This window comes from Salmonella sp. SAL04196 (genome assembly GCF_046550835.1).
GTDB classification, from domain to species: domain Bacteria; phylum Pseudomonadota; class Gammaproteobacteria; order Enterobacterales; family Enterobacteriaceae; genus Salmonella; species Salmonella enterica.
This window is the reverse complement of sequence record NZ_JBGDXE010000001.1, coordinates 382,047-401,770: the sequence shown is the minus strand read 5'-3', so window position 1 is coordinate 401,770 and position 19,724 is coordinate 382,047. Positions and strand designations below refer to the sequence as shown.

The window sequence follows — 19,724 nt, the reverse complement described above, 5'->3', positions numbered from 1 at the left end:
TTTTGTCGCCAACGCTTATTGGGCGGCCCGCATGCAAACAGCACAACGGATCATCAATCATTATCGCCGTAATCGTTTCATTGTTTGCACGATTTGTGCACTGGTCACGCTCATTCTTACGCTGAGCATCCGATTTATTTCGGAGCGGAACTTAAATCACCATCGCACGGTTGCATTCGCGAATCATGCCGTTGATGCGCTGGATAATGTGCTGCATCCTCTCCTGGTCGGACGAAACATACTGCTACCCTTACTTGAGCTTCCGTGCGCGACCGCGCATTTGCCGTTGCGTAAGCAAGCCGCCCGCCTGCAAACCATTCGTTCTATCGGGCTGGTAAAAGAGGGAATTCTCTACTGCTCAAGCATTTTTGGCGCCCGTAACACTCCCATACGCCAGCTTCAGCCCGATCTTCCCGCAGCTGGCGATCTGCTGCTACTTTCCACGGACCAATCGTTACTCAAGGGAAGCCCGATCCTCATTCAGTGGTATCCCGCCTCTGCCGATGGCCAGGATGGCGTGATGGAAATTGTGAATATTGACTTGCTGGCGACTATGCTACTTGAGCCGCAGCAGCCGCAAATTACCAGCGCCAGCCTGACGGTCGGCAAACGGCACCTGTTATATGGTCGGGGCGTGGTCGATACTCTTCCGGAATTAAAAAAAGATGAAGAGCGTTACCAGCTTTCATCGCGGCATTTCCCTTTTACTATCAGCGTCAGCGGGCCGTCGGCAGGCGTACTGGCGTTCAAACATCTCCCGACGCAGTTACCGCTGGCCGTATTGCTTAGCCTGTTGATCGGTTATATCGCCTGGCTGGCAACGGCCAGCAGAATGAGCTTTTCCTGGGAGATTAATCTGGCCCTTGCCGAACGGGAGTTTGAGCTATTTTGTCAGCCGTTGCTTAATGCCCGCACGCAGCAGTGTACCGGCGTTGAGATCCTGTTACGCTGGAATAACCCGCGCCAGGGCTGGATCTCACCGGATGTTTTTATTCCTATCGCCGAGGAGCATAACCTGATAGCGCCGCTGACCCGCTATGTGATTGCGGAAACCATTCGGCAGCGGCACTACTTCCCCATCAACCATCAGTTTCATATCGGCATCAATGTGGCGGCAAGCCATTTCCGACACGGCGTGCTTCTCAAGGATCTTAATCAGTACTGGTTTAGTGCGGAACCTGTTCAGCAACTGGTGCTGGAGCTCACGGAACGCGACGCGTTGCTTGACGTTGATTACCGCCTGATGCGCGAACTGCATCGTAAAGGCGTGAAGTTAGCCATCGATGATTTTGGCACAGGAAACAGCTCGCTCTCCTGGCTGGAAAAACTGCGGCCGGATATTTTGAAAATCGATAAATCCTTCACCGCGGCCATCGGTACCGATGCGGTCAATTCAACGGTGACCGATATTATTATCGCGCTAGGGCAGAGACTGAATATTGAACTGGTGGCGGAAGGGGTCGAAAACCAGACGCAGGCACAGCATTTGCGCCAGCATGGCGTGCAAATGTTACAGGGCTATCTCTATGCGAAGCCGATGCCCATTAGCGAATTTCCACAGTGGCTGGCGGGCAGCGCGCCGCCGCCCGCCCGGCATAACGGACAGATTATGTCCGCGATGCCGCATCTATAGACTTGGTTCCTGCGTGTGACGTTATTCCTCTTCGTCGTGGGCAGGCTGTTCTTTAACAATCCGAACCAGATCGACACGATAGTCGTTGGCCTCGACAATGGTGATCCGCAGGGGCGGAACATCAATGACATCGCCAACACGAGGAATATGGCCATTAGCGGCGATCACTAACCCCGCGACCGTCGCAATATCGCCCTCTTCGTTCACCAGATGGTCAACTTCCAGCGCCTGCTGTAGCGCATGGAGATCGGTGCCGCCCTTCACTATCCAGCCCTCGGCATCGGCAACGATTTCCGGCGTTTCATCGGCATCCGGGAACTCACCGGCAATCGCTTCCAGCACATCCAGCGGCGTAACCAGCCCCTGCACCACGCCGAACTCGTTAGTGACGATAACGAAACTGCCGCGCGCACGACGCAAAACGCCTAACAGATTGATAGGATCAAGCGTTTCCGGCACCACTATCGCCGGGGAAGACGCGGCGATAGCCGCAACGTCCGCGCCCTCTTCCAGCGCCACCAGCAACTCTTTCGCGCGAACGATACCGATAATTTCATCCAGCTCGCCCCGACATACCGGGAACAGGCTATGCGGAGAAGAGAGTAACTGCTGACGGATTTCAGCTACGCTGAGATTCGCATCCACCCAACTAATTTCGCCTCGCGGCGTCATAATGCCGCGCAGGGAGCGCGACGCCAGAGTCAGTACGCCGTTAATCATGTAGCGTTCTTCTTCGGCGAAGGCGCCTTCCGACACCGATATCGCGGCCGGGCTATCCGTCTCATGTTGTGTACTCGCCTGACGTTTACCGCCCATCAGACGCAGGATAGCGTCCGCAGTACGCGCGCGCAGCGGCAACGTGGACTGATGACGAATAAAGTTGCGGCGCGCAATCTGGTTAAACACCTCGATAACGATCGAGAAACCAATTGCCGCGTACAGGTAGCCTTTCGGAATATGGAAACCAAACCCTTCCGCCACCAGGCTCAGGCCGATCATCAGCAGGAAGCTCAGACAGAGCACCACCACCGTCGGATGCTGGTTGACAAAACGGGTCAGCGGTTTTGACGCCAGTAGCATCACCGCCATCGCAATCACCACCGCCGCCATCATAACCGGCAGATGGTTTACCATACCTACCGCCGTAATCACGGCGTCCAGCGAGAAGACCGCATCCAGGATGACAATCTGCGTGACTACCACCCAGAAGCTCGCATAGCCTTTACCGTGTCCGGTGTCATGCTCGCGGTTTTCCAGACGTTCATGCAGCTCGGTGGTCGCTTTAAACAGCAGGAATATACCGCCCAGCAGCATAATTAAATCGCGGCCGGAGAAGGTAAAATCCCAGACGGTAAAGAGTGGCTTTGTTAAGGTCACCAGCCACGAAATAATGGACAGCAGCGCCAGACGCATAATCAGCGCCAGCGAGAGCCCGATAAGACGCGCTTTGTCACGCTGCTTTGGCGGCAATTTATCGGCGAGGATCGCGATAAAGACCAGGTTATCGATACCCAGGACAATTTCCAGGACGACGAGCGTGAGTAAACCCACCCAAATTGAGGGATCCATTAATAATTCCATGACAAGCTCCTGCTTAAGGAATGACTAAACGGCGCCCACAACATCTCAAAGGATGCAGGCGGTAACGCAATAAACAAAGTAAGGCTATGGCAAGATATGCCAGATTGACAGGCGCAAAACGGCCAAAGAGTGAAATGACGTCGGTGACGATCCATACAACGGGCTGCTGCCCTATACCCCATTCTAATTAAACGGAAGCTAAACATAACAGAGACAACTGGTTTTTGGCAAAGATTTACCTTCCTTTGCAAAGAGATGTAACCAGGATATTTTACACTTCGAAATTTCTCATTATCGAAAACAAAATTACGGATCTCCATCACACAAAATATTTTTTTCGATATCTAAAATAATTCACGAAAATCATGCGTTTTTCGTTGTAACCCTCATCTGAATCGATTCGCTTGCGGACGGCGATTCAAAAAATACATCTGTCAAGTTGATGTGTTGACAATAATAAAGGAGGTAGCAAGTGACCATTGCTATTGTTATAGGCACACATGGTTGGGCTGCAGAGCAGTTACTTAAAACAGCCGAAATGCTGTTAGGCGAGCAGGAAAACGTCGGCTGGATCGATTTCGTTCCAGGCGAAAATGCCGAAACGCTGATCGAAAAGTACAACGCTCAGTTGGCTAAACTCGATACCAGTAAAGGCGTGCTATTTCTCGTTGATACATGGGGAGGCAGTCCGTTTAATGCTGCCAGCCGCATTGTCGTCGATAAAGAGCGCTATGAAGTTATTGCCGGCGTCAACATCCCGATGCTGGTCGAAACGTTTATGGCTCGTGACGACGATCCGAGCTTTGACGAGCTGGTCGCACTGGCGGTAGAAACCGGTCGTGAAGGCGTAAAAGCGCTGAAAGCGAAACCGGTAGAAAAAGCCGCGCCAGCGCCAGTCGCCGCCGCGCCAAAAGCGGCCACGCCGGCAAAACCGATGGGCCCGAATGATTATATGGTTATCGGGCTTGCCCGTATTGATGACCGCCTCATTCACGGTCAGGTCGCTACCCGCTGGACCAAAGAGACCAATGTCAGCCGTATTATTGTTGTGAGCGATGAAGTCGCGGCGGATACCGTACGTAAAACGCTGCTGACGCAAGTTGCGCCGCCGGGCGTTACGGCGCATGTGGTTGACGTCGCGAAGATGATTCGCGTCTACAATAACCCGAAATACGCCGGTGAACGCGTGATGCTTCTGTTTACCAATCCTACCGACGTCGAGCGCATCGTTGAGGGCGGCGTGAAAGTCACTTCCGTGAACATTGGCGGTATGGCCTATCGTCAAGGTAAAACGCAGGTGAACAACGCCGTTTCCGTCGATGAAAAGGATATCGAAGCCTTTAAAAAGCTCAACGAGCGCGGCATCGAGCTTGAGGTGCGTAAAGTTTCCACCGATCCGAAACTGAAAATGATGGATTTAATTGCCAAAGTGGCGAAATAACCGCCGGCATTTAATTAGCTTTCACACTTAAGATAGCAATAGGAGAAGTACAATGGAGATTACCACTCTTCAGATTGTGCTGGTGTTCATCGTCGCATGTATCGCAGGTATGGAGTCGGTACTTGATGAATTTCAGTTCCACCGTCCGCTGATCGCCTGTACCTTAATCGGCGCCGTTCTGGGGGACATGAAAACCGGTATTATCATCGGCGGTACTCTGGAAATGATCGCTCTGGGCTGGATGAACATCGGTGCTGCCGTTGCGCCTGATGCCGCACTGGCGTCCATCATCTCTACCGTTCTGGTCATCGCCGGGCATCAAAGCATTGGCGCCGGTATCGCGCTGGCGATTCCGCTGGCGGCGGCAGGCCAGGTACTGACCATTATCGTTCGTACCATCACCGTGGCATTCCAGCACGCGGCGGACAAGGCGGCTGAAAACGGCAACCTGACGGCGCTCTCCTGGCTGCACGTTTCTTCTCTGTTCCTGCAGGCAATGCGTATCGCTATCCCGGCGGTTATCGTTGCCATCTCCGTAGGCACCAGCGAAGTACAGGGAATGCTGAATGCGATTCCTGAAGTCGTCACAGGCGGTCTGAACATCGCTGGCGGCATGATCGTCGTGGTTGGTTATGCGATGGTTATCAACATGATGCGCGCAGGCTACCTGATGCCGTTCTTCTACCTCGGTTTCGTCACCGCGGCTTTCACAAACTTCAACCTGGTCGCACTGGGTGTCATCGGCGCAGTGATGGCTATTCTTTACATCCAGCTGAGCCCGAAATACAACCGTGTAGCAGGCGCGCCTGCAGCGGCTGCTGGCAATAACGATCTCGACAACGAACTGGACTAACAGGTGAGCGAAATGGTTGATATGACTAAAACTACCACCGAGAAAAAACTCACTCCGAGCGATATTCGCGGCGTATTTCTTCGTTCTAACCTGTTCCAGGGGTCATGGAACTTCGAACGTATGCAAGCGCTGGGCTTCTGCTTCTCTATGGTGCCGGCGATTCGTCGCCTGTATCCGGAGAATAATGACGCGCGTAAACAGGCGATTAAACGTCACCTGGAGTTCTTTAACACTCATCCTTACGTTGCGGCGCCGGTACTGGGCGTGACCCTGGCAATGGAAGAAAAGCGTGCGAACGGCGCAGAGATTGACGATGGCGCTATCAACGGTATCAAAGTCGGTCTGATGGGACCGCTGGCAGGCGTCGGCGACCCTATCTTCTGGGGTACCGTCCGTCCGGTATTCGCGGCGCTGGGCGCAGGTATTGCGATGAGCGGCAGCCTGCTTGGTCCGCTGCTGTTTTTCATCCTGTTTAACCTGGTGCGTCTGGCGACCCGTTATTATGGCGTGGCTTATGGCTACCGCAAAGGCGTCGATATCGTTAAAGACATGGGCGGCGGCTTCCTGCAAAAACTGACTGAGGGGGCGTCAATCCTCGGCCTGTTTGTCATGGGGGCATTGGTTAACAAGTGGACGCATGTGAATATCCCGCTGGTGGTCTCCACCATCACCGGTCAGGATGGTCAGACACGCGTTACCACCGTGCAAACCATTCTCGACCAGCTGATGCCGGGGCTGGTTCCGCTACTGTTGACCTTTGCCTGTATGTGGCTGCTGCGTAAGAAAGTTAACCCGCTGTGGATTATCGTGGGCTTCTTCGTCATCGGTATCGCCGGCTACTCCGTAGGACTGCTGGGCCAATAAGGCTGTTGTACACTACCGGGGCCAAACGGCCCCGTTTTTTTATTTCTCTGGAGGATAAATGACTATCACGGACCTGGTGCTGATTCTCTTTATTGCCGCATTATTGGCTTACGCTCTCTACGATCAGTTCATCATGCCCCGTCGCAATGGCCCCACTCTGCTTTCTATAGCCCTGCTTCGCCGTGGTCGCGTAGACAGCGTTATCTTCGTTGGGCTGGTCGCCATCCTTATTTATAACAACGTAACCAGCCACGGAGCGCAGATGACCACATGGTTATTAAGTGCGCTGGCGTTAATGGGGTTTTATATATTCTGGATCCGCACGCCACGGATCATCTTTAAACAACGTGGCTTTTTCTTCGCCAATGTCTGGATAGAATATAACCGTATTAAAGAGATGAATTTATCGGAGGACGGCGTACTGGTGATGCAATTAGAACAACGACGCTTGCTTATCCGTGTACGCAATATCGACGATCTGGAAAAAATATATAAGCTTCTTATTGAAAATCAATAACCTAAGATATAGCCTCAACTATGTTTTTCGAATTTTATTTCGAATCATAATATAGCTAAGGCTATATTTTCTATTGACCAATTGTTATTTAATTTAACGTTTTATTGATGAATAAATCTAAATGAAAATCGTTTTCAATTAGAAGACAAATAATATTTTATCGCTGTTGTTTTATATTCTAAAAATATGTTAATGTTGCGCCGTCAATTGGGGAGTAGCCGATTTCCAGACTCCGGAAATGTACGCGTCAACATACTCGTTGCAAAACGTGGCGCGTACGGACCAGCCGCCGCTGGTCAGGCGAGACCATAGGCGCATCAACTGCTGTGTATTTCGTCACAGAATGGCGACATGCATGTTTGCTGGGGGCAGTGATGTGTTTAATGGATACCCCGGTCAGGACGTTGTCATGCACTTTACTGCTACTGTTCTTCTCGCTTTCGGCATGTCGATGGATGCTTTCGCGGCATCAATTGGCAAAGGCGCCACCCTACATAAACCCAAATTCTCAGAAGCGTTGCGTACCGGCCTTATCTTTGGCGCGGTTGAAACGCTGACCCCGTTAATCGGCTGGGGGCTGGGGATATTGGCGAGTAAATTCGTTCTGGAGTGGAACCACTGGATAGCCTTTGTTCTGCTGATCTTTCTGGGCGGACGCATGATCATCGAAGGTATCCGCGGCGGTAGTGATGAAGACGAAACACCGTTACGCCGCCACAGCTTTTGGCTATTAGTCACGACGGCTATTGCGACCAGCCTTGATGCGATGGCGGTTGGCGTCGGTCTGGCGTTTTTGCAGGTAAACATCATCGCTACCGCATTAGCTATCGGTTGCGCCACGCTTATCATGTCCACCCTCGGAATGATGATCGGTCGCTTTATCGGCCCAATGCTGGGTAAGCGTGCTGAAATTCTCGGCGGGGTCGTACTGATAGGAATTGGCGTCCAGATCCTCTGGACGCATTTTCACGGTTAACGGTTACGCTGCCAGAGATGAAGGTTGAAATCCGTCTGGCAGCTAAGTCCGGTGCTGGCGGCCAGTTGTTCCCACACTTCTGGCCTGGCGCGCCAGGCAAATGGCGTCATTTGCAACAGTGCTACAGCCGCTTCGGCGGTGAGCTGCATGTGATAAGCAAGGCGGGTACTCTGCTGCAATGTGAATCCGTCGAGCTGCTCGGTATACGGCGCATGTAAACGCACCTCATCATAAATGAGCCCTTTTAGTTCCATCAGATGATGCGGCCCCGGCGTGGCGGTAACGACCCAACCACCAGGTTTCACCACACGCGCCAATTCCTGCGCCTTACACGGGGCATAGATTCTGATCACCGCATCCATTGACGCATCGGCAAAGGGCAGTCGATGGCTTGACGCCACACAAAACTTCACCTGCGAATAGCGTTTCGCCGCCGCTTTGATCGCCGTTTTAGCAACGTCCAGTCCAAACGTGGTGACTTCCGGCAACGCCTCGGCAAAAGCGTGAGTGTAATACCCCTCGCCGCAGCCAATATCCAGAATCGCCGTGGCCGACTGATCCAGCCGCTCGCGCAACAGGTTAATCACGGCATCGCGCAGCGGCTGATAATGGCCCGCATCAAGAAACGCTCTCCGCGCCTGCATCATTTCGGCACTGTCGCCCGGATCGCGCGAACGTTTATGCTGTACCGGCAGCAGATTGATGTAGCCCTCTTTCGCCACATCAAACTGATGGCGCTGTGGACATATAACGCTGTTATTAATCTGCGTAAGCGGCTGATGGCAAAGCGGACAGGTAAACGACATGACAACTCCGGACTGGGGCGCTAAAGGGCGCAAGTGTAACGCGAATTGCGCCCCGGGAAAATCCTTTACGAGCCCGGAACCGCAACGTGGCTGCCATGCATCACCAGAAGGTGATCTGAATCGGCTGGCATACCGTCTGGCTCAACATTTTCCAGCCGCAGCACATCGCCCATGATCTGGCTGAATACGGGCGCAGATACCGCGCCGCCATAATAAGCCCCGTTTTGCGGATTATTAATCACCACCACCAGCGCAAATCTGGGGTTACTTGCCGGCGCGACGCCTGCGGTATATGCCACATACTTATCGACGTATTTACCATCATCGCCAATTTTTTTCGCCGTCCCGGTTTTGACCGCAATACGGTAGTCTCTTACTGCGGCTTTTGTTCCGCCGCCGCCAGGCAACGCGACGCTCTCCATCATATGTTCCACCTCGTGCACCAGTTCTTCCGGCATTACCCGCGTGCCGATCACGGGCGGATCAACTTTGGTGATCGATAACGGACGGTAGATACCAAAGCTGCCAATCGTGGCATAAACATGCGCCAGTTGCAGCGGCGTCACCATTAATCCATAGCCAAAAGCGAAGGTAGCGCGATCTAAATCACTCCAGTAACGGCGTTTCGGTAATAACCCGCTGCTCTCTCCGGTGAGACCCAGTCCGGTAGGCACGCCGAAACCAAAGCTTTTATAAGTATCCATTAATTTCTGCACCGGCATCGCCAGAGAAAGGTGAGAAACGCCGGTATCGCTGGATTTTTGCAAAATGCCGGTTAATGTCAGTTCCGGATAGTAACCGACGTCGCGGATACGGTGTCCATCGAGAGTAAAAGGATGGGTATCGATAACGCTGTCCGGCTGCACGATGCCCTGCTGTAACGCAGTCATAATGACCAATGGCTTCACAGTAGAACCGGGTTCGAAAGTGTCGCTAATCGCGCGGTTACGAAAATCGTCCAACTGCGCGCCTTCACGATTGTTCGGGTTGAAATCCGGGTAGCTCGCCATCGAGAGAATTTCACCCGTTGGGATGTTAATCAATACGGCAGCGCCGGATTCCGCTTTGTTCCAGATGACGGCGTTATCCAGCGCATCTTCGGTAACCGTTTGCAGACGTTCATCAATGCTAAGCTGAAGTTCATGAGCAGGAACCGGATTCACTTCCGTAATGTTCTCAATAACGTGACCAAATTTATCTTTACGCACCAGCCGGGAGCCCGGTTTTCCCGTCAGTTGCGCATTAAAGCTCTTTTCAATACCTTCTATTCCCTGCCCGTCGATATTGGTAAAGCCGATCAAATTGGCCGCTACGTGTCCGGCAGGGTAAAAACGGCGCGACTCTTCCCGCAGGTTAATACCCGGTAGATTCAGTTTATCTATCCATTCGGCTTGCTGGGGTGAAACCTGGCGCGCGAGGTAGATAAAACGGCCTGCCGGGTTACTGTTTACCCGTTCCGCAAGCGTACTGAGCGACAGATGCAGGGCGCTGGCCAGCGCCTGCCAGCGCTCATTGTAGCCAACGCCGCCTTTGCTTATGATAGTCTTCGGATCGGCCCAGACAGCATTAACCGGAACGCTCACCGCTAAGGGCCGCCCTTCTCTGTCGGTGATCATGCCGCGTGGAGAGGCCGTGGTCACTTCACGAAGCGAGCGCATATCTTCTTGTTTCACCAGTTTCGACGGCGTAACAATTTGCAGCCATGCCACCCGCCCTAACAACAATGCCATACTGAGCAGAATGGCAGTGCAAAGTAGTGCAAAACGTATGGGCGTAAAATTACGGGTATCGCCGTCGCTTTTCTTTTTCACCTGATCTCCAGCCGAATCATTTTTCAGGTGATTGATTTAACGGGAAACGGACGGAAAAACCAGAAAAAACAATGCTAATAATATCGCGCCTTTGCAACAAATCGCTAACGAGAGCGCGTCCAGACACATTTTGAAGGATATTGAATTAAAAAGCCCCGCTTTTAGCGAGGCTTTATATCTGAGGCTGACGCGACAAACGCATCAAATCAGTGGTGTCGATCAGATAGCTGTTACGTTAACAGCAGCCGGACCTTTCTGGCCGTCCTGAATTTCGAACTCAACGTTCTGGCCTTCAGCCAGAGTTTTGAAACCATTGCCCTGGATAGCGGAGAAGTGTACGAACACATCTTTGCTGCCGTCAGCCGGAGTAATGAAGCCAAAACCTTTGGATTCGTTGAACCACTTAACTTGACCTTTAATCTTTGCCATTTGCAAAATTCCTTAGAGTGTTTTCTTTGCCCGTAGGCATAACATAGATAAAACTGAGACATTACTGCTTGAGGCACTAATATAAGGTTCGGCAGAGAAGCGGTATTCAACGTCAACGTGTTTACTCAGGACTTCTTTACTGAAAATGCCACACATAAACAGAACTGTACCTCGTTTAACCCAAAGCCTGTTATCACATACAACGTTAATTATGGCAAGCCATTTTTAAACGTGTCTCGATCCGTCGCACAAATTACGAGAACCTTCACAAATTGACAGCACGTTTATGCAACAAAGTTGCGAAAGATATATCCTCACGCGCTGACGGACTCCTGACAACGTCACTGCTGAAAAGCCATTTTTCTACCATAGCTCAATAACTTCGCTTCTTCCAGTGCATCAAATCACATTTAAAAGCTGTATTTTTCATATCACTTTTTATGCTGAGTTATGCATAAATTGTCACAATGATAAAAAACACCTTTTAATCAAAATAATAGAAAAGAAAAGCGATTTTCGACACCGCTTTTTGTGATGTTCTGCGTCTTTACAGAATGCCTTAAAATAATGAACAAACAATGACAATCCATAAAGAGAGAGAAACGTTTCGCTTTTAATAGAGAATGAGCGGTATCACAAAAATGCCATATGTCCTTTTGTTATACATATAAAACTATGTTGCATATAAAGCCATACATTATGTAAGGCGTTGATGCCGTAGTATCAGTTGCAAACGGCAACGCGGAGTGATCCGACGGGGAAATGGGGCGTATGGCACTGGCGCCATTTGCGCCCCGGTAAGCATTATCGTTCAGCAACCAGACGAATGATGTCCTCATCCTCTTTTGGTTCGCTTGCCGCTGTTGCGGGTTCCGCTTCTTTTTCTGGTTCGTTTGCTTCGCAAAGGCGGCGTAACAACGCGTTTTGCCGCTTCTGTTGATCCAATAACGCTTCGAGCAGTTCTATCTGCTCGTTGGCACGGGAACTTGCCCGGTTGACAAAGAACCAGAGCGCCAGCCCCACCACCAGAACCACCATTGATACTATTAAAGATGCAAGAGAAAACGCACCAGAGTTTAAAACGTCGTTCATTTCACCACCTCGATGTAGAGACGTCATTCTACCACTGCTACACGGGAAGGAAATCTCTGGTGTAAAACGTTTACCAGGGAATAAATTTATTGATGGCGCAAATACCGCTGAAAAATTGTACATCCTGATCGCACATGATATTAAACACCTGCGCCCACAGCAACAGGCATACTACCACCACGATGCCGAGAACGACCCATCGAAATTTTTTCACTCCACTCTCCGATCTTACATCTTATGTCGCTAAATTATCATGAGTTACTTAAACCAGGAGTAACTGTAGCGGCATTATATGTTTTTAGGAATGATTCACTTGTTTCAATCAATGTACACGCTACTCTTATTCTAACTAAAAAAGAAAAGAGGTAGTAATGCGTTTGATCATTCGCGCAATTGTATTGTTTGCCCTGGTGTGGATAGGCCTGCTGATGAGCGGCTATGGCATCCTGGTGGGAAGTAAAGTGAACGCTGCGGGGCTGGGTTTACAGTGCCATTACCTGACCGCACGCGGCACCAGCACGGCGCAATATCTCCATACCAACAGCGGCATTATTGGCTTTTCCGACTGTCCCATTTTTAGAAAAAGCGCCACCGTGGTGGATAATGGCTAAGCGGCAATAAATAATTTCACAGTGAAACTATCACCAATAATTCCGCTATATTGGCTGTTGTTCATAAGTACTGTTAAATAATATTTTAATAACCGTTAAATAAGCCGACAGACATTATCTTCTTTTACGATTTCATCCCACCCGATGTTATAAAAAAAGCAGCTACATTTTTCGCAGCTGCTTTTTTTTAACGTCATGCTAATAACGTTGCTTAGAAGGGATAATCGTTGTAACCCATTTGCTCAGAAATTTTACGCGCGGCGGCGTGTAACATAGCCACATATTCCTGTAGGCGTTCTTCTGAAAAACGCAGCGTCGGGAACGAAATGCTTAACCCTGCGATGACTACGCCAAAACGGTCAAATACCGGTACGCCGATACAACGTAACCCTTCTTCCTGTTCTTCGTTATCTTCACCGTAGCCTTGCGCACGCACTTCATCCAACAGCGGCAGCAACGCTTCAGTGCTGGTAATCGTGCGTCCAGTGCTTTGCTTATACTCTACGCCGTCGAGAATCTGCTTAACCTCATCACGGTCGCGCCAGGCCAGAAGCACTTTACCGATGGCCGTACTGTACAGCGGATTACGACGCCCAATACGTGAGTACATCCGCAGATTGTACATAGAGTCAATTTTATGGATATAGACAATGCTGTCTTCATCCAGCGCGCCAAGATGGATAGTTTCTTTTGTCAGACGAGACAGTTCGCGCATCTGAATGTCCGCACTGCGGATGAGATCAACATTTTGCAAAGCTCGTGCGCCCAGCTCAAACAGCTTTAGCGTCAGAGAGTATTTTTCAGACTCCCCCTCCTGAGCCACGTAGCCCAGCGTTTTCATGGTTTGCAAAAAGCGATAAACGGTACTTTTCGACATCATGACGCGCTGCGATAGCTCGGTAATCCCTATTTCACGCTCTTCACCCAGCGCCTGCAGAATGCCGAAAACTTTCAGCACAGAAGATACAGAATCAGGCTGCTTATCCAGATCTGCGTTTGCCATTTATCACCTCATTACGAGCGTTTTATAAAATTCAGAACGAGTTTTTATTATAATTTCACGCCAGGTCGCCCGCAATCCATCTTTGCTTACTTCGTTACAAATCTGCGACATAACAACTCAGTATTAATGCTAACATTATTATTCAGCTCATAATTCCCCTTATTACAAAATACTTATGGAAAAAACACGGGCCGATGGCCTGCCCCTCCCGCAGAGATACGGCGCTATCCTGACGATTATTATCGGTATTTCGATGGCGGTTCTGGATGGCGCAATCGCTAATGTCGCGCTGCCAACCATTGCGACTGATTTACATGCCTCCCCTGCCAGCTCTATCTGGATTGTCAATGCATACCAAATCGCCATTGTCGTCTCACTACTTTCCCTGTCTTTTTTAGGCGACATGTTTAGTTATCGCCGGATCTATAAATGTGGTTTAGTGGTATTTCTGCTTTCATCATTGTTTTGCGCGCTTTCAGACTCGCTGCAGATGCTGACGCTGGCGCGCATCGCGCAGGGATTTGGCGGCGCGGCGCTAATGAGCGTAAACACGGCGCTGATTCGTCTTATCTACCCCCAGCGTCATCTGGGACGAGGCATGGGAATTAACTCTTTTATCGTCGCAGTCTCTTCCGCCGCGGGTCCGACGATCGCCGCGGCGATCCTGTCCATCTCATCATGGAAATGGCTGTTTCTGATTAATGTCCCGTTAGGTATCATCGCGTTAATTCTGGCCATCCGCTTTTTACCAGCAAACATCGCCCATGACACTAAGCCACGCTTTGACTTACCGAGCGCGGTAATGAATGCGCTCACATTTGGCCTGCTGATTACCGCATTGAGCGGCTTTGCCCAGGGACAGTCGCTAACGTTGATTGGCGCAGAGCTGCTCGTTCTGGTCGTGGTCGGGTTTTTCTTCGTGCGCCGCCAGCTTTCTTTGCCCGTCCCCTTGTTACCCATCGACTTGTTACGCATTCCGCTTTTTTCACTCTCGATCGGCACGTCAATTTGCTCGTTCTGCGCGCAAATGTTAGCCATGGTCTCGCTACCTTTTTATCTGCAAACCGTGCTGGGCCGTAGCGAAGTAGAAACCGGCCTGTTATTGACGCCCTGGCCACTGGCAACGATGGTGATGGCACCGCTGGCGGGATACCTGATAGAACGTCTTCATGCCGGTTTGCTGGGGGCGCTGGGAATGGTGATAATGGCAGCCGGGTTGTTTGCGCTGGTCATGTTGCCAGCCTCCCCCTCCGATCTGAATATTATCTGGCCGATGATCCTTTGCGGCGCAGGGTTTGGCCTGTTCCAGTCGCCGAATAATCACACCATTATCACTTCCGCGCCGCGTGAGCGCAGCGGTGGCGCCAGCGGGATGCTGGGCACGGCGCGACTGTTAGGCCAAAGTACTGGCGCCGCGCTGGTAGCGCTGATGTTGAACCAGTTTGGCGATAGCGGTACGCATCTTTCGCTGCTCGCAGCGGCGATCCTGGCGACTCTCGCGGCGGTAGTGAGCGGTTTACGTATTACGCAACCACGCGTTCAGGCGTAAAAAAAGCGCGTCATTCGACGCGCTTTTCATACTTGCCAGTGGGCTTATTATTTCAGGTACTCGCCGCTACGCAGCGCTTCAATGCGTTTATCAAGCGGTGGGTGCGTCATAAACAGCTCGCTTAACGATTTCGATTTACCGTTAATACAAAACGCCATCATGCTGGTCGCTTCTTGCGGCTCGTAGCTGGTTTTCAGGCGCTGCAACGCAGCAATCATTTTTTCACGGCCAACCAGCTTCGCCGATCCCGCATCGGCATGAAACTCACGGTAACGGGAGAACCACATGGTGATAATGCTCGCCAGAATACCGAAGACCAGTTCCAGCACCGTCGCAACGGCGAAATAGATTAGCGGATTACCGTTACTTCCTTCGCCCTCATCACGGTTGCCGCCCAGAAAACCAGCGGCAATTTGCGCGATAATGCGCGAAATAAAGATAACGAAGGTGTTAACCACCCCCTGAATCAACGTCATCGTCACCATATCGCCATTGGCAATATGGCTGATTTCATGCGCAATGACGGCTTCCGCTTCGTCAGGGCTCATGTTTTGCAACAAACCGGTGCTCACAGCGACCAATGAGGCGTCACGGCGTGCGCCCGTCGCAAACGCGTTAATGTCCGGCGCATGGTAGATAGCAACCTGCGGCATGGCGATACCGGCCTGGCGCGCTTGCGTTGCTACGGTGTTCATCAACCAGCGTTCTCTTTCATTGCGAGGCTGTTCAATAACTTCCCCTCCTACGGATTTTAACGCCATCCATTTGGACATCAGCAATGAAATAAAAGAACCGCCAAAACCAAACAGCAGCGCCATGATCAGCAAGCCTTGCACGCTGCTCGACTGTATCCCTGTCAGGCTCAGAACCAGCCCGAAAACGACCATCACGGCCAGGTTCGTCAGCAGGAAGAGCGCGATTCGCATCATAATTTTCTTTTAACCTCAATTTAACAAAGCGCACTATGCGATTACCCACATCGTATGGGTCTTATGGCTATTTTCAAGCATCACCAGGCGGTAAGTCACGAGAAAAACACAACTTTACATTTTGTAGCATTATCCTGACGACTTCTGCGCTTGTTAAAAAAAACAGGCACAATTTTTTGTGCCTGTTTAGCGTTACTTATTGGCTGCCGCCTGCTCCGCTGGTTTTTCTTTTTCAAGATGCGCCAGGTCCAGAGCAATCTTCACCGTTTCATCAAGGTACGGGTCCGGCTCCTGGTAATCCTTTGGCAGATCGTCCAGTTTCTTCAGCAACGGTTTACCCTCGCGTTTAAACCGATCGTTAATACGCGCCAGACGCAGAGCGTCTTCTTCATTGTTCTCTTTCTCACGCTGCGCATAATTCAGAGAGACGATGTTGCGCTTATCCTTCATGGCATTGAAACGTGCGATATCCTTCATGATGTACTGGAACTCAGGATCTTTGGCGATACGCGCGTTGTGTTCTTTCAATAATTCCGGGCCAAACGGGGCCAAATCGTCCGATTTCACGTATTTCGCCGCATCAATGCTATCCCACGGCAAGGCGTTATCTTCAAATTTTTCTCCGGTTTCCGTCTCTTCATTGCCAGTCGGCATGATGATATCCGGCGTGACCCCTTTACGCTGCGTACTACCGCCGTTGACACGGTAAAACTTCTGAATGGTGTACTGCACCGAACCCAGCGCAGGCCATTCCGGGCGAAGCATCTGATCGTAAATTCGGTTTAGCGAACGATATTGTTGTACCGTCCCTTTACCGAAGGTCGGCTCACCGACAATCAGCGCGCGCCCATAATCCTGCATCGCGGCAGCAAAGATTTCCGATGCCGAGGCACTGAAACGATCGACCAGCACCACCAGCGGGCCTTTGTAGTAGACCACGCCGTCGGTGTCGCTATCCTCACGCACTTTGCCGTTATTGTCGCGCACCTGAACTATCGGACCAGAAGGGATAAACAGACCGGAAAGCGAAACGGCTTCCGTCAGCGCCCCACCGCCGTTTGAACGCAGATCGATAACGATGCTGTTAACGTTCTGTTTTTCCAGCTTCTGAAGCTGAACTTTGACATCATCGGTCAAGCCAACATAGAAGCCTGGAATATCCAGTACGCCAACTTTTTCCTTGCCGACGGTTTTCACCGACATTTTAACCGCGCGATCTTCAAGACGAATCCGTTCACGCGTCAGCGTGATAATACGCGTTTTCGTCCCTTTACCAGCCGGCAGTATTTCCAGTCGGACCTTGCTGCCTTTTGGCCCTTTGATCAGCGCCACCACATCGTCAAGACGCCAGCCAATGACGTCGACCATCGGTTTTCCGGCCTGCCCTACGCCAACGATACGATCGCCGACGCTAATTGACTTACTCTTCGCTGCCGGGCCGCCGGCGACCAATGAGTTAATGACAGTATAATCGTCATCCATTTGCAGCACCGCGCCGATACCTTCCAGAGACAGGCTCATTTCGGTATTAAACTGCTCGGTATTGCGGGGAGAAAGATAATTCGTATGCGGGTCGATTTCACGCGCAAAAGCGGTCATCGCCAGCGAGAACACATCTTCACTGTTGGTCTGCGCCAGGCGACGAATAGCGAATTTGTAGCGACGCGTCAGCGTTTCGCGAATTTCTTTGTCGCTCTTGCCGGTGAGTTTCAGACTGAGCTCATCGAATTTCACTTTACCATCCCACAGCGCATTTAGCTCAGCCTCATCTTTCGGCCAGGGCGCTTTACTGCGGTCCAGGTTAAACGTATCGTTTCCGGTGAAATCCATTGGCCGCTCCAGCACTTTTAGCGCGTACTGGTAACGTTCAAACCGGCGCTTTTGCGCCAGGTTATAAAGATCGTAAAAAACATCCAGCTTACCCGTGCGCAGCTCATCGCCCAACACGGTTTTCTTTTTCGCAAACTGCTCGACATCGCTCGCCAACAAAACGTTGTGGCTATAGTCGAGAAGATTCAGATAGCGATCAAAAATCTTTGCCGAAAATGCTTCATCCAGATCGAACTGGCGATAGTGGGAGCGGGTAAAACGCGACGTTACTCGCTCGCTCACCGTCGCATGTTGCGTCTCTTCCTTTAGTACGGGAATTTGATCGGCACGCGTAATATCTTCCACGGCGAAGGACTGGCCTGCTAATGCAAGCAGGCCAGCTAACGCGGTAAGCCTAAAAAAAGTGTTCATGCCAGGCCTGGCCTCCGTTTCAGAACACCAGGTGTTCTGCGCGTACAATCAAAGACATACCCGAATTCAGCTGTACACGGACACCATCTTTGGTGATTTCTAATACGGTGGCATCCATCGCATTATTACCCGCTTTCACCTTGAGGGACTGCCCTACGGTCAATACTGAAATATCAGAAACCGGCGTGTGCTTCTCTTCGCGAGGCGCACGCGGCGCTTTCGTCGTCGGTTTATCAGCGCGAGGTTTACGTTCAGCGCCTTCTTTACGACGCGCTACCGGGCGAGGTTTACGCTCGCGTCGCGGCGCGTCTTCTTTTTCGCCAGCCGCCGCGGCAGCTTCGCGTTTTTTCGCTTGCTGCTCTGCGCGCTGCGCCTGAACACGGGCTTTGGCTTCTTCAAGCTGCTTACGCGCATGTTCGACATGCTGTTCTTCCAGCTCGCCGCACGGATTGCCATCAAGGTCGACGCGCGTTGCGCCCGGCTTAACGCCGTACAGGTAACGCCAGCTTGAAGTATAAAGACGTAAAGCGGAACGAAGTTGCGTTTTGCTGAGGTTCATTTCGCCCCCAACTCGCTCTACCAGATCCTGAAAAATACCAATTTTCAGCGGGCGAGCTTCGCCTTCCGCACTAAAACAGTGAGGAAAACGCTCGGCCAGAAACGCGATAACTTCTTTACTGCTATTCAACTTAGGTTGATTTTCCATGAAATTTCCTGATTACAACGGACGTAGCCAACAAGCAGCAGGCATGAACAGGCGTCATTATAATGACGCCATCAGTAATTGCTACGTTATCCGTTGATTATCCTGCGACGCTCGCAAAGAATTTTTTGTAATCCGTCGTTGCAAGCACGGTTTCAAGCTGTGCGACCAGCGTACGCAGGCCGTGTTCATCTTCTTCGGTAAAACGGCCAAACGCCGTGCTATCTATATCCAGCACACCGATAATCCGTTCACCAACCGTGACAGGCAGCACAATTTCGGCGTTGCTGGCGGCATCACAGGCAATATGGCCGTCAAACGCATGAACATCATCAATACGTTGAACCTTATTCTGCGCTACCGCTGCGCCGCACACGCCGCGACCAACCGGAATCCGCACACAGGCGATTCGCCCCTGAAACGGCCCCAACACCAGCGTATCGCCTTCGAGGAGATAAAATCCTGCCCAGTTCACCTCGGTAAGACGTTCGAACAGTAACGCGCTGGTATTCGCCAGCGTGGCCAGAAAGCTGGTTTCACCTGCCATTAACGACTGAAAATCGCGGTTTAACGCCGCGTATAGTTCTGTTTTGCTCATTATATAATCACTTCGTGGTCTTACTCCTAAACACAGGCTATTAAAATAAGCATTAAATGCGTTCTTGCTCAAGATTATTCCTGTCAT

At 51.1% G+C, this 19,724-nt stretch carries 21 protein-coding genes and 1 riboswitch; of the genes, 8 read left to right on the top strand and 13 right to left on the bottom strand.

Annotation, left to right across the window (positions count from 1 at the left end; genetic code table 11):
• Nucleotides 1–31: 31 nt before the first annotated feature.
• Nucleotides 32–1,633 (top strand): EAL domain-containing protein, encoded by a 1,602-nt coding sequence (locus ACLJPE_RS02105; RefSeq protein ID WP_001192519.1) that lies wholly within the window; start codon nucleotides 32–34, stop codon nucleotides 1,631–1,633.
• Between the two features lie 21 nt (nucleotides 1,634–1,654).
• Here the strand turns inward: ACLJPE_RS02105 and yoaE are convergent, their stop codons facing one another.
• Both yoaE and ACLJPE_RS02095 read right to left on the bottom strand, forming a co-directional pair.
• Nucleotides 1,655–3,214, bottom strand: coding sequence for a CNNM family cation transport protein YoaE (yoaE, locus tag ACLJPE_RS02100; protein WP_000421815.1), 1,560 nt, complete (start codon nucleotides 3,212–3,214; stop codon nucleotides 1,655–1,657).
• Nucleotides 3,202–3,369, bottom strand: a complete 168-nt coding sequence (locus ACLJPE_RS02095) for a protein YoaL (protein WP_370739650.1) — start codon at nucleotides 3,367–3,369, stop codon at nucleotides 3,202–3,204. The genes yoaE and ACLJPE_RS02095 overlap by 13 nt, the downstream gene beginning before the upstream one ends.
• A 317-nt stretch (nucleotides 3,370–3,686) precedes the next feature.
• Here ACLJPE_RS02095 and manX point away from each other — a divergent pair, with 317 nt between their 5' ends.
• From manX to mntP, 5 genes are all read left to right on the top strand, one after another.
• The gene (gene manX, locus ACLJPE_RS02090) at nucleotides 3,687–4,655 is read left to right on the top strand and encodes a PTS mannose transporter subunit IIAB (RefSeq protein ID WP_000150523.1); all 969 of its coding nucleotides are present in this window, start codon (nucleotides 3,687–3,689) and stop codon (nucleotides 4,653–4,655) included.
• Between the two features lie 52 nt (nucleotides 4,656–4,707).
• Nucleotides 4,708–5,508: a PTS mannose transporter subunit IIC gene (gene manY, locus ACLJPE_RS02085; protein ID WP_000406918.1), complete on the top strand. Its 801-nt coding sequence runs from the start codon at nucleotides 4,708–4,710 to the stop codon at nucleotides 5,506–5,508.
• A gap of 12 nt (nucleotides 5,509–5,520) precedes the next feature.
• Nucleotides 5,521–6,372: a PTS mannose transporter subunit IID gene (locus ACLJPE_RS02080; RefSeq protein WP_001518647.1), complete on the top strand. Its 852-nt coding sequence runs from the start codon at nucleotides 5,521–5,523 to the stop codon at nucleotides 6,370–6,372.
• Between the two features lie 58 nt (nucleotides 6,373–6,430).
• Nucleotides 6,431–6,889 carry a DUF986 family protein gene (locus tag ACLJPE_RS02075; protein ID WP_000156280.1) on the top strand — a complete coding sequence of 153 codons (459 nt, stop codon included), beginning with the start codon at nucleotides 6,431–6,433 and terminating at the stop codon, nucleotides 6,887–6,889.
• A 196-nt stretch (nucleotides 6,890–7,085) separates the two neighbouring features.
• A riboswitch (yybP-ykoY riboswitch) is annotated at nucleotides 7,086–7,187 on the top strand.
• 111 nt (nucleotides 7,188–7,298) lie between these two features.
• A complete protein-coding gene (mntP, locus tag ACLJPE_RS02070) occupies nucleotides 7,299–7,865 on the top strand; it encodes a manganese efflux pump MntP (RefSeq protein WP_001518359.1) in 567 nt (188 codons plus the stop codon).
• Here the strand turns inward: mntP and rlmA are convergent.
• The 6 genes from rlmA to mgrB form a co-directional block, all read right to left on the bottom strand.
• On the bottom strand, nucleotides 7,862–8,671 hold the full coding sequence (rlmA, locus tag ACLJPE_RS02065; RefSeq protein ID WP_000010916.1) for a 23S rRNA (guanine(745)-N(1))-methyltransferase: 810 nt from the start codon (nucleotides 8,669–8,671) through the stop codon (nucleotides 7,862–7,864). The genes mntP and rlmA overlap by 4 nt on opposite strands.
• A gap of 65 nt (nucleotides 8,672–8,736) precedes the next feature.
• The gene (ftsI, locus tag ACLJPE_RS02060; RefSeq protein ID WP_000730322.1) at nucleotides 8,737–10,482 is read right to left on the bottom strand and encodes a peptidoglycan glycosyltransferase FtsI; all 1,746 of its coding nucleotides are present in this window, start codon (nucleotides 10,480–10,482) and stop codon (nucleotides 8,737–8,739) included.
• 219 nt (nucleotides 10,483–10,701) lie between these two features.
• Nucleotides 10,702–10,911: a transcription antiterminator/RNA stability regulator CspE gene (cspE, locus tag ACLJPE_RS02055; protein ID WP_001062678.1), complete on the bottom strand. Its 210-nt coding sequence runs from the start codon at nucleotides 10,909–10,911 to the stop codon at nucleotides 10,702–10,704.
• 12 nt (nucleotides 10,912–10,923) lie between these two features.
• Nucleotides 10,924–11,067: a DUF2627 domain-containing protein gene (locus ACLJPE_RS02050; protein WP_001537930.1), complete on the bottom strand. Its 144-nt coding sequence runs from the start codon at nucleotides 11,065–11,067 to the stop codon at nucleotides 10,924–10,926.
• Nucleotides 11,068–11,715: 648 nt separating this feature from the next.
• Nucleotides 11,716–12,003 carry a YebO family protein gene (locus ACLJPE_RS02045; protein WP_001000660.1) on the bottom strand — a complete coding sequence of 96 codons (288 nt, stop codon included), beginning with the start codon at nucleotides 12,001–12,003 and terminating at the stop codon, nucleotides 11,716–11,718.
• A 70-nt stretch (nucleotides 12,004–12,073) separates the two neighbouring features.
• Entirely contained in the window at nucleotides 12,074–12,217 is a 144-nt protein-coding gene (gene mgrB / locus ACLJPE_RS02040) for a PhoP/PhoQ regulator MgrB (protein WP_000714547.1), read from the bottom strand.
• A gap of 157 nt (nucleotides 12,218–12,374) precedes the next feature.
• Between mgrB and yobH the strand changes: the two genes are divergently transcribed.
• A complete protein-coding gene (yobH, locus tag ACLJPE_RS02035; protein WP_001236778.1) occupies nucleotides 12,375–12,614 on the top strand; it encodes an invasion protein YobH in 240 nt (79 codons plus the stop codon).
• 211 nt (nucleotides 12,615–12,825) lie between these two features.
• Here the strand turns inward: yobH and kdgR are convergent, their stop codons facing one another.
• Nucleotides 12,826–13,617, bottom strand: coding sequence for a DNA-binding transcriptional regulator KdgR (gene kdgR, locus ACLJPE_RS02030; protein ID WP_001262195.1), 792 nt, complete (start codon nucleotides 13,615–13,617; stop codon nucleotides 12,826–12,828).
• Between the two features lie 175 nt (nucleotides 13,618–13,792).
• Between kdgR and ACLJPE_RS02025 the strand changes: the two genes are divergently transcribed.
• Nucleotides 13,793–15,166, top strand: coding sequence for an MFS transporter (locus ACLJPE_RS02025; protein ID WP_000416144.1), 1,374 nt, complete (start codon nucleotides 13,793–13,795; stop codon nucleotides 15,164–15,166).
• A 47-nt stretch (nucleotides 15,167–15,213) separates the two neighbouring features.
• On the opposite strand, the gene htpX is transcribed toward ACLJPE_RS02025, so the two are convergent.
• From htpX to ACLJPE_RS02005, 4 genes are all read right to left on the bottom strand, one after another.
• Nucleotides 15,214–16,095 (bottom strand): protease HtpX, encoded by an 882-nt coding sequence (htpX, locus tag ACLJPE_RS02020; RefSeq protein ID WP_000984498.1) that lies wholly within the window; start codon nucleotides 16,093–16,095, stop codon nucleotides 15,214–15,216.
• Nucleotides 16,096–16,287: 192 nt separating this feature from the next.
• Nucleotides 16,288–18,336 carry a carboxy terminal-processing peptidase gene (gene prc / locus ACLJPE_RS02015; RefSeq protein ID WP_001091237.1) on the bottom strand — a complete coding sequence of 683 codons (2,049 nt, stop codon included), beginning with the start codon at nucleotides 18,334–18,336 and terminating at the stop codon, nucleotides 16,288–16,290.
• A 19-nt stretch (nucleotides 18,337–18,355) separates the two neighbouring features.
• On the bottom strand, nucleotides 18,356–19,042 hold the full coding sequence (proQ, locus tag ACLJPE_RS02010; RefSeq protein WP_000431401.1) for an RNA chaperone ProQ: 687 nt from the start codon (nucleotides 19,040–19,042) through the stop codon (nucleotides 18,356–18,358).
• Nucleotides 19,043–19,139: 97 nt separating this feature from the next.
• A complete protein-coding gene (locus ACLJPE_RS02005) occupies nucleotides 19,140–19,637 on the bottom strand; it encodes a GAF domain-containing protein (RefSeq protein WP_001518229.1) in 498 nt (165 codons plus the stop codon).
• Nucleotides 19,638–19,724: the final 87 nt, after the last annotated feature.

Coding starts and splice junctions, on each gene's coding strand:
- ACLJPE_RS02105 (WP_001192519.1), top strand. CDS start 32: ATGCAAACAGCACAACGGATCATCAATCATTATCGCCGTAATCGTTTC.
- yoaE (WP_000421815.1), bottom strand. CDS start 3,214: ATGGAATTATTAATGGATCCCTCAATTTGGGTGGGTTTACTCACGCTC.
- ACLJPE_RS02095 (WP_370739650.1), bottom strand. CDS start 3,369: ATGGATCGTCACCGACGTCATTTCACTCTTTGGCCGTTTTGCGCCTGT.
- manY (WP_000406918.1), top strand. CDS start 4,708: ATGGAGATTACCACTCTTCAGATTGTGCTGGTGTTCATCGTCGCATGT.
- ACLJPE_RS02080 (WP_001518647.1), top strand. CDS start 5,521: ATGGTTGATATGACTAAAACTACCACCGAGAAAAAACTCACTCCGAGC.
- ACLJPE_RS02075 (WP_000156280.1), top strand. CDS start 6,431: ATGACTATCACGGACCTGGTGCTGATTCTCTTTATTGCCGCATTATTG.
- mntP (WP_001518359.1), top strand. CDS start 7,299: ATGCACTTTACTGCTACTGTTCTTCTCGCTTTCGGCATGTCGATGGAT.
- rlmA (WP_000010916.1), bottom strand. CDS start 8,671: ATGTCGTTTACCTGTCCGCTTTGCCATCAGCCGCTTACGCAGATTAAT.
- cspE (WP_001062678.1), bottom strand. CDS start 10,911: ATGGCAAAGATTAAAGGTCAAGTTAAGTGGTTCAACGAATCCAAAGGT.
- ACLJPE_RS02050 (WP_001537930.1), bottom strand. CDS start 11,067: ATGTGTGGCATTTTCAGTAAAGAAGTCCTGAGTAAACACGTTGACGTT.
- ACLJPE_RS02045 (WP_001000660.1), bottom strand. CDS start 12,003: ATGAACGACGTTTTAAACTCTGGTGCGTTTTCTCTTGCATCTTTAATA.
- yobH (WP_001236778.1), top strand. CDS start 12,375: ATGCGTTTGATCATTCGCGCAATTGTATTGTTTGCCCTGGTGTGGATA.
- kdgR (WP_001262195.1), bottom strand. CDS start 13,617: ATGGCAAACGCAGATCTGGATAAGCAGCCTGATTCTGTATCTTCTGTG.
- ACLJPE_RS02025 (WP_000416144.1), top strand. CDS start 13,793: ATGGAAAAAACACGGGCCGATGGCCTGCCCCTCCCGCAGAGATACGGC.
- htpX (WP_000984498.1), bottom strand. CDS start 16,095: ATGATGCGAATCGCGCTCTTCCTGCTGACGAACCTGGCCGTGATGGTC.
- prc (WP_001091237.1), bottom strand. CDS start 18,336: ATGAACACTTTTTTTAGGCTTACCGCGTTAGCTGGCCTGCTTGCATTA.
- proQ (WP_000431401.1), bottom strand. CDS start 19,042: ATGGAAAATCAACCTAAGTTGAATAGCAGTAAAGAAGTTATCGCGTTT.
- ACLJPE_RS02005 (WP_001518229.1), bottom strand. CDS start 19,637: ATGAGCAAAACAGAACTATACGCGGCGTTAAACCGCGATTTTCAGTCG.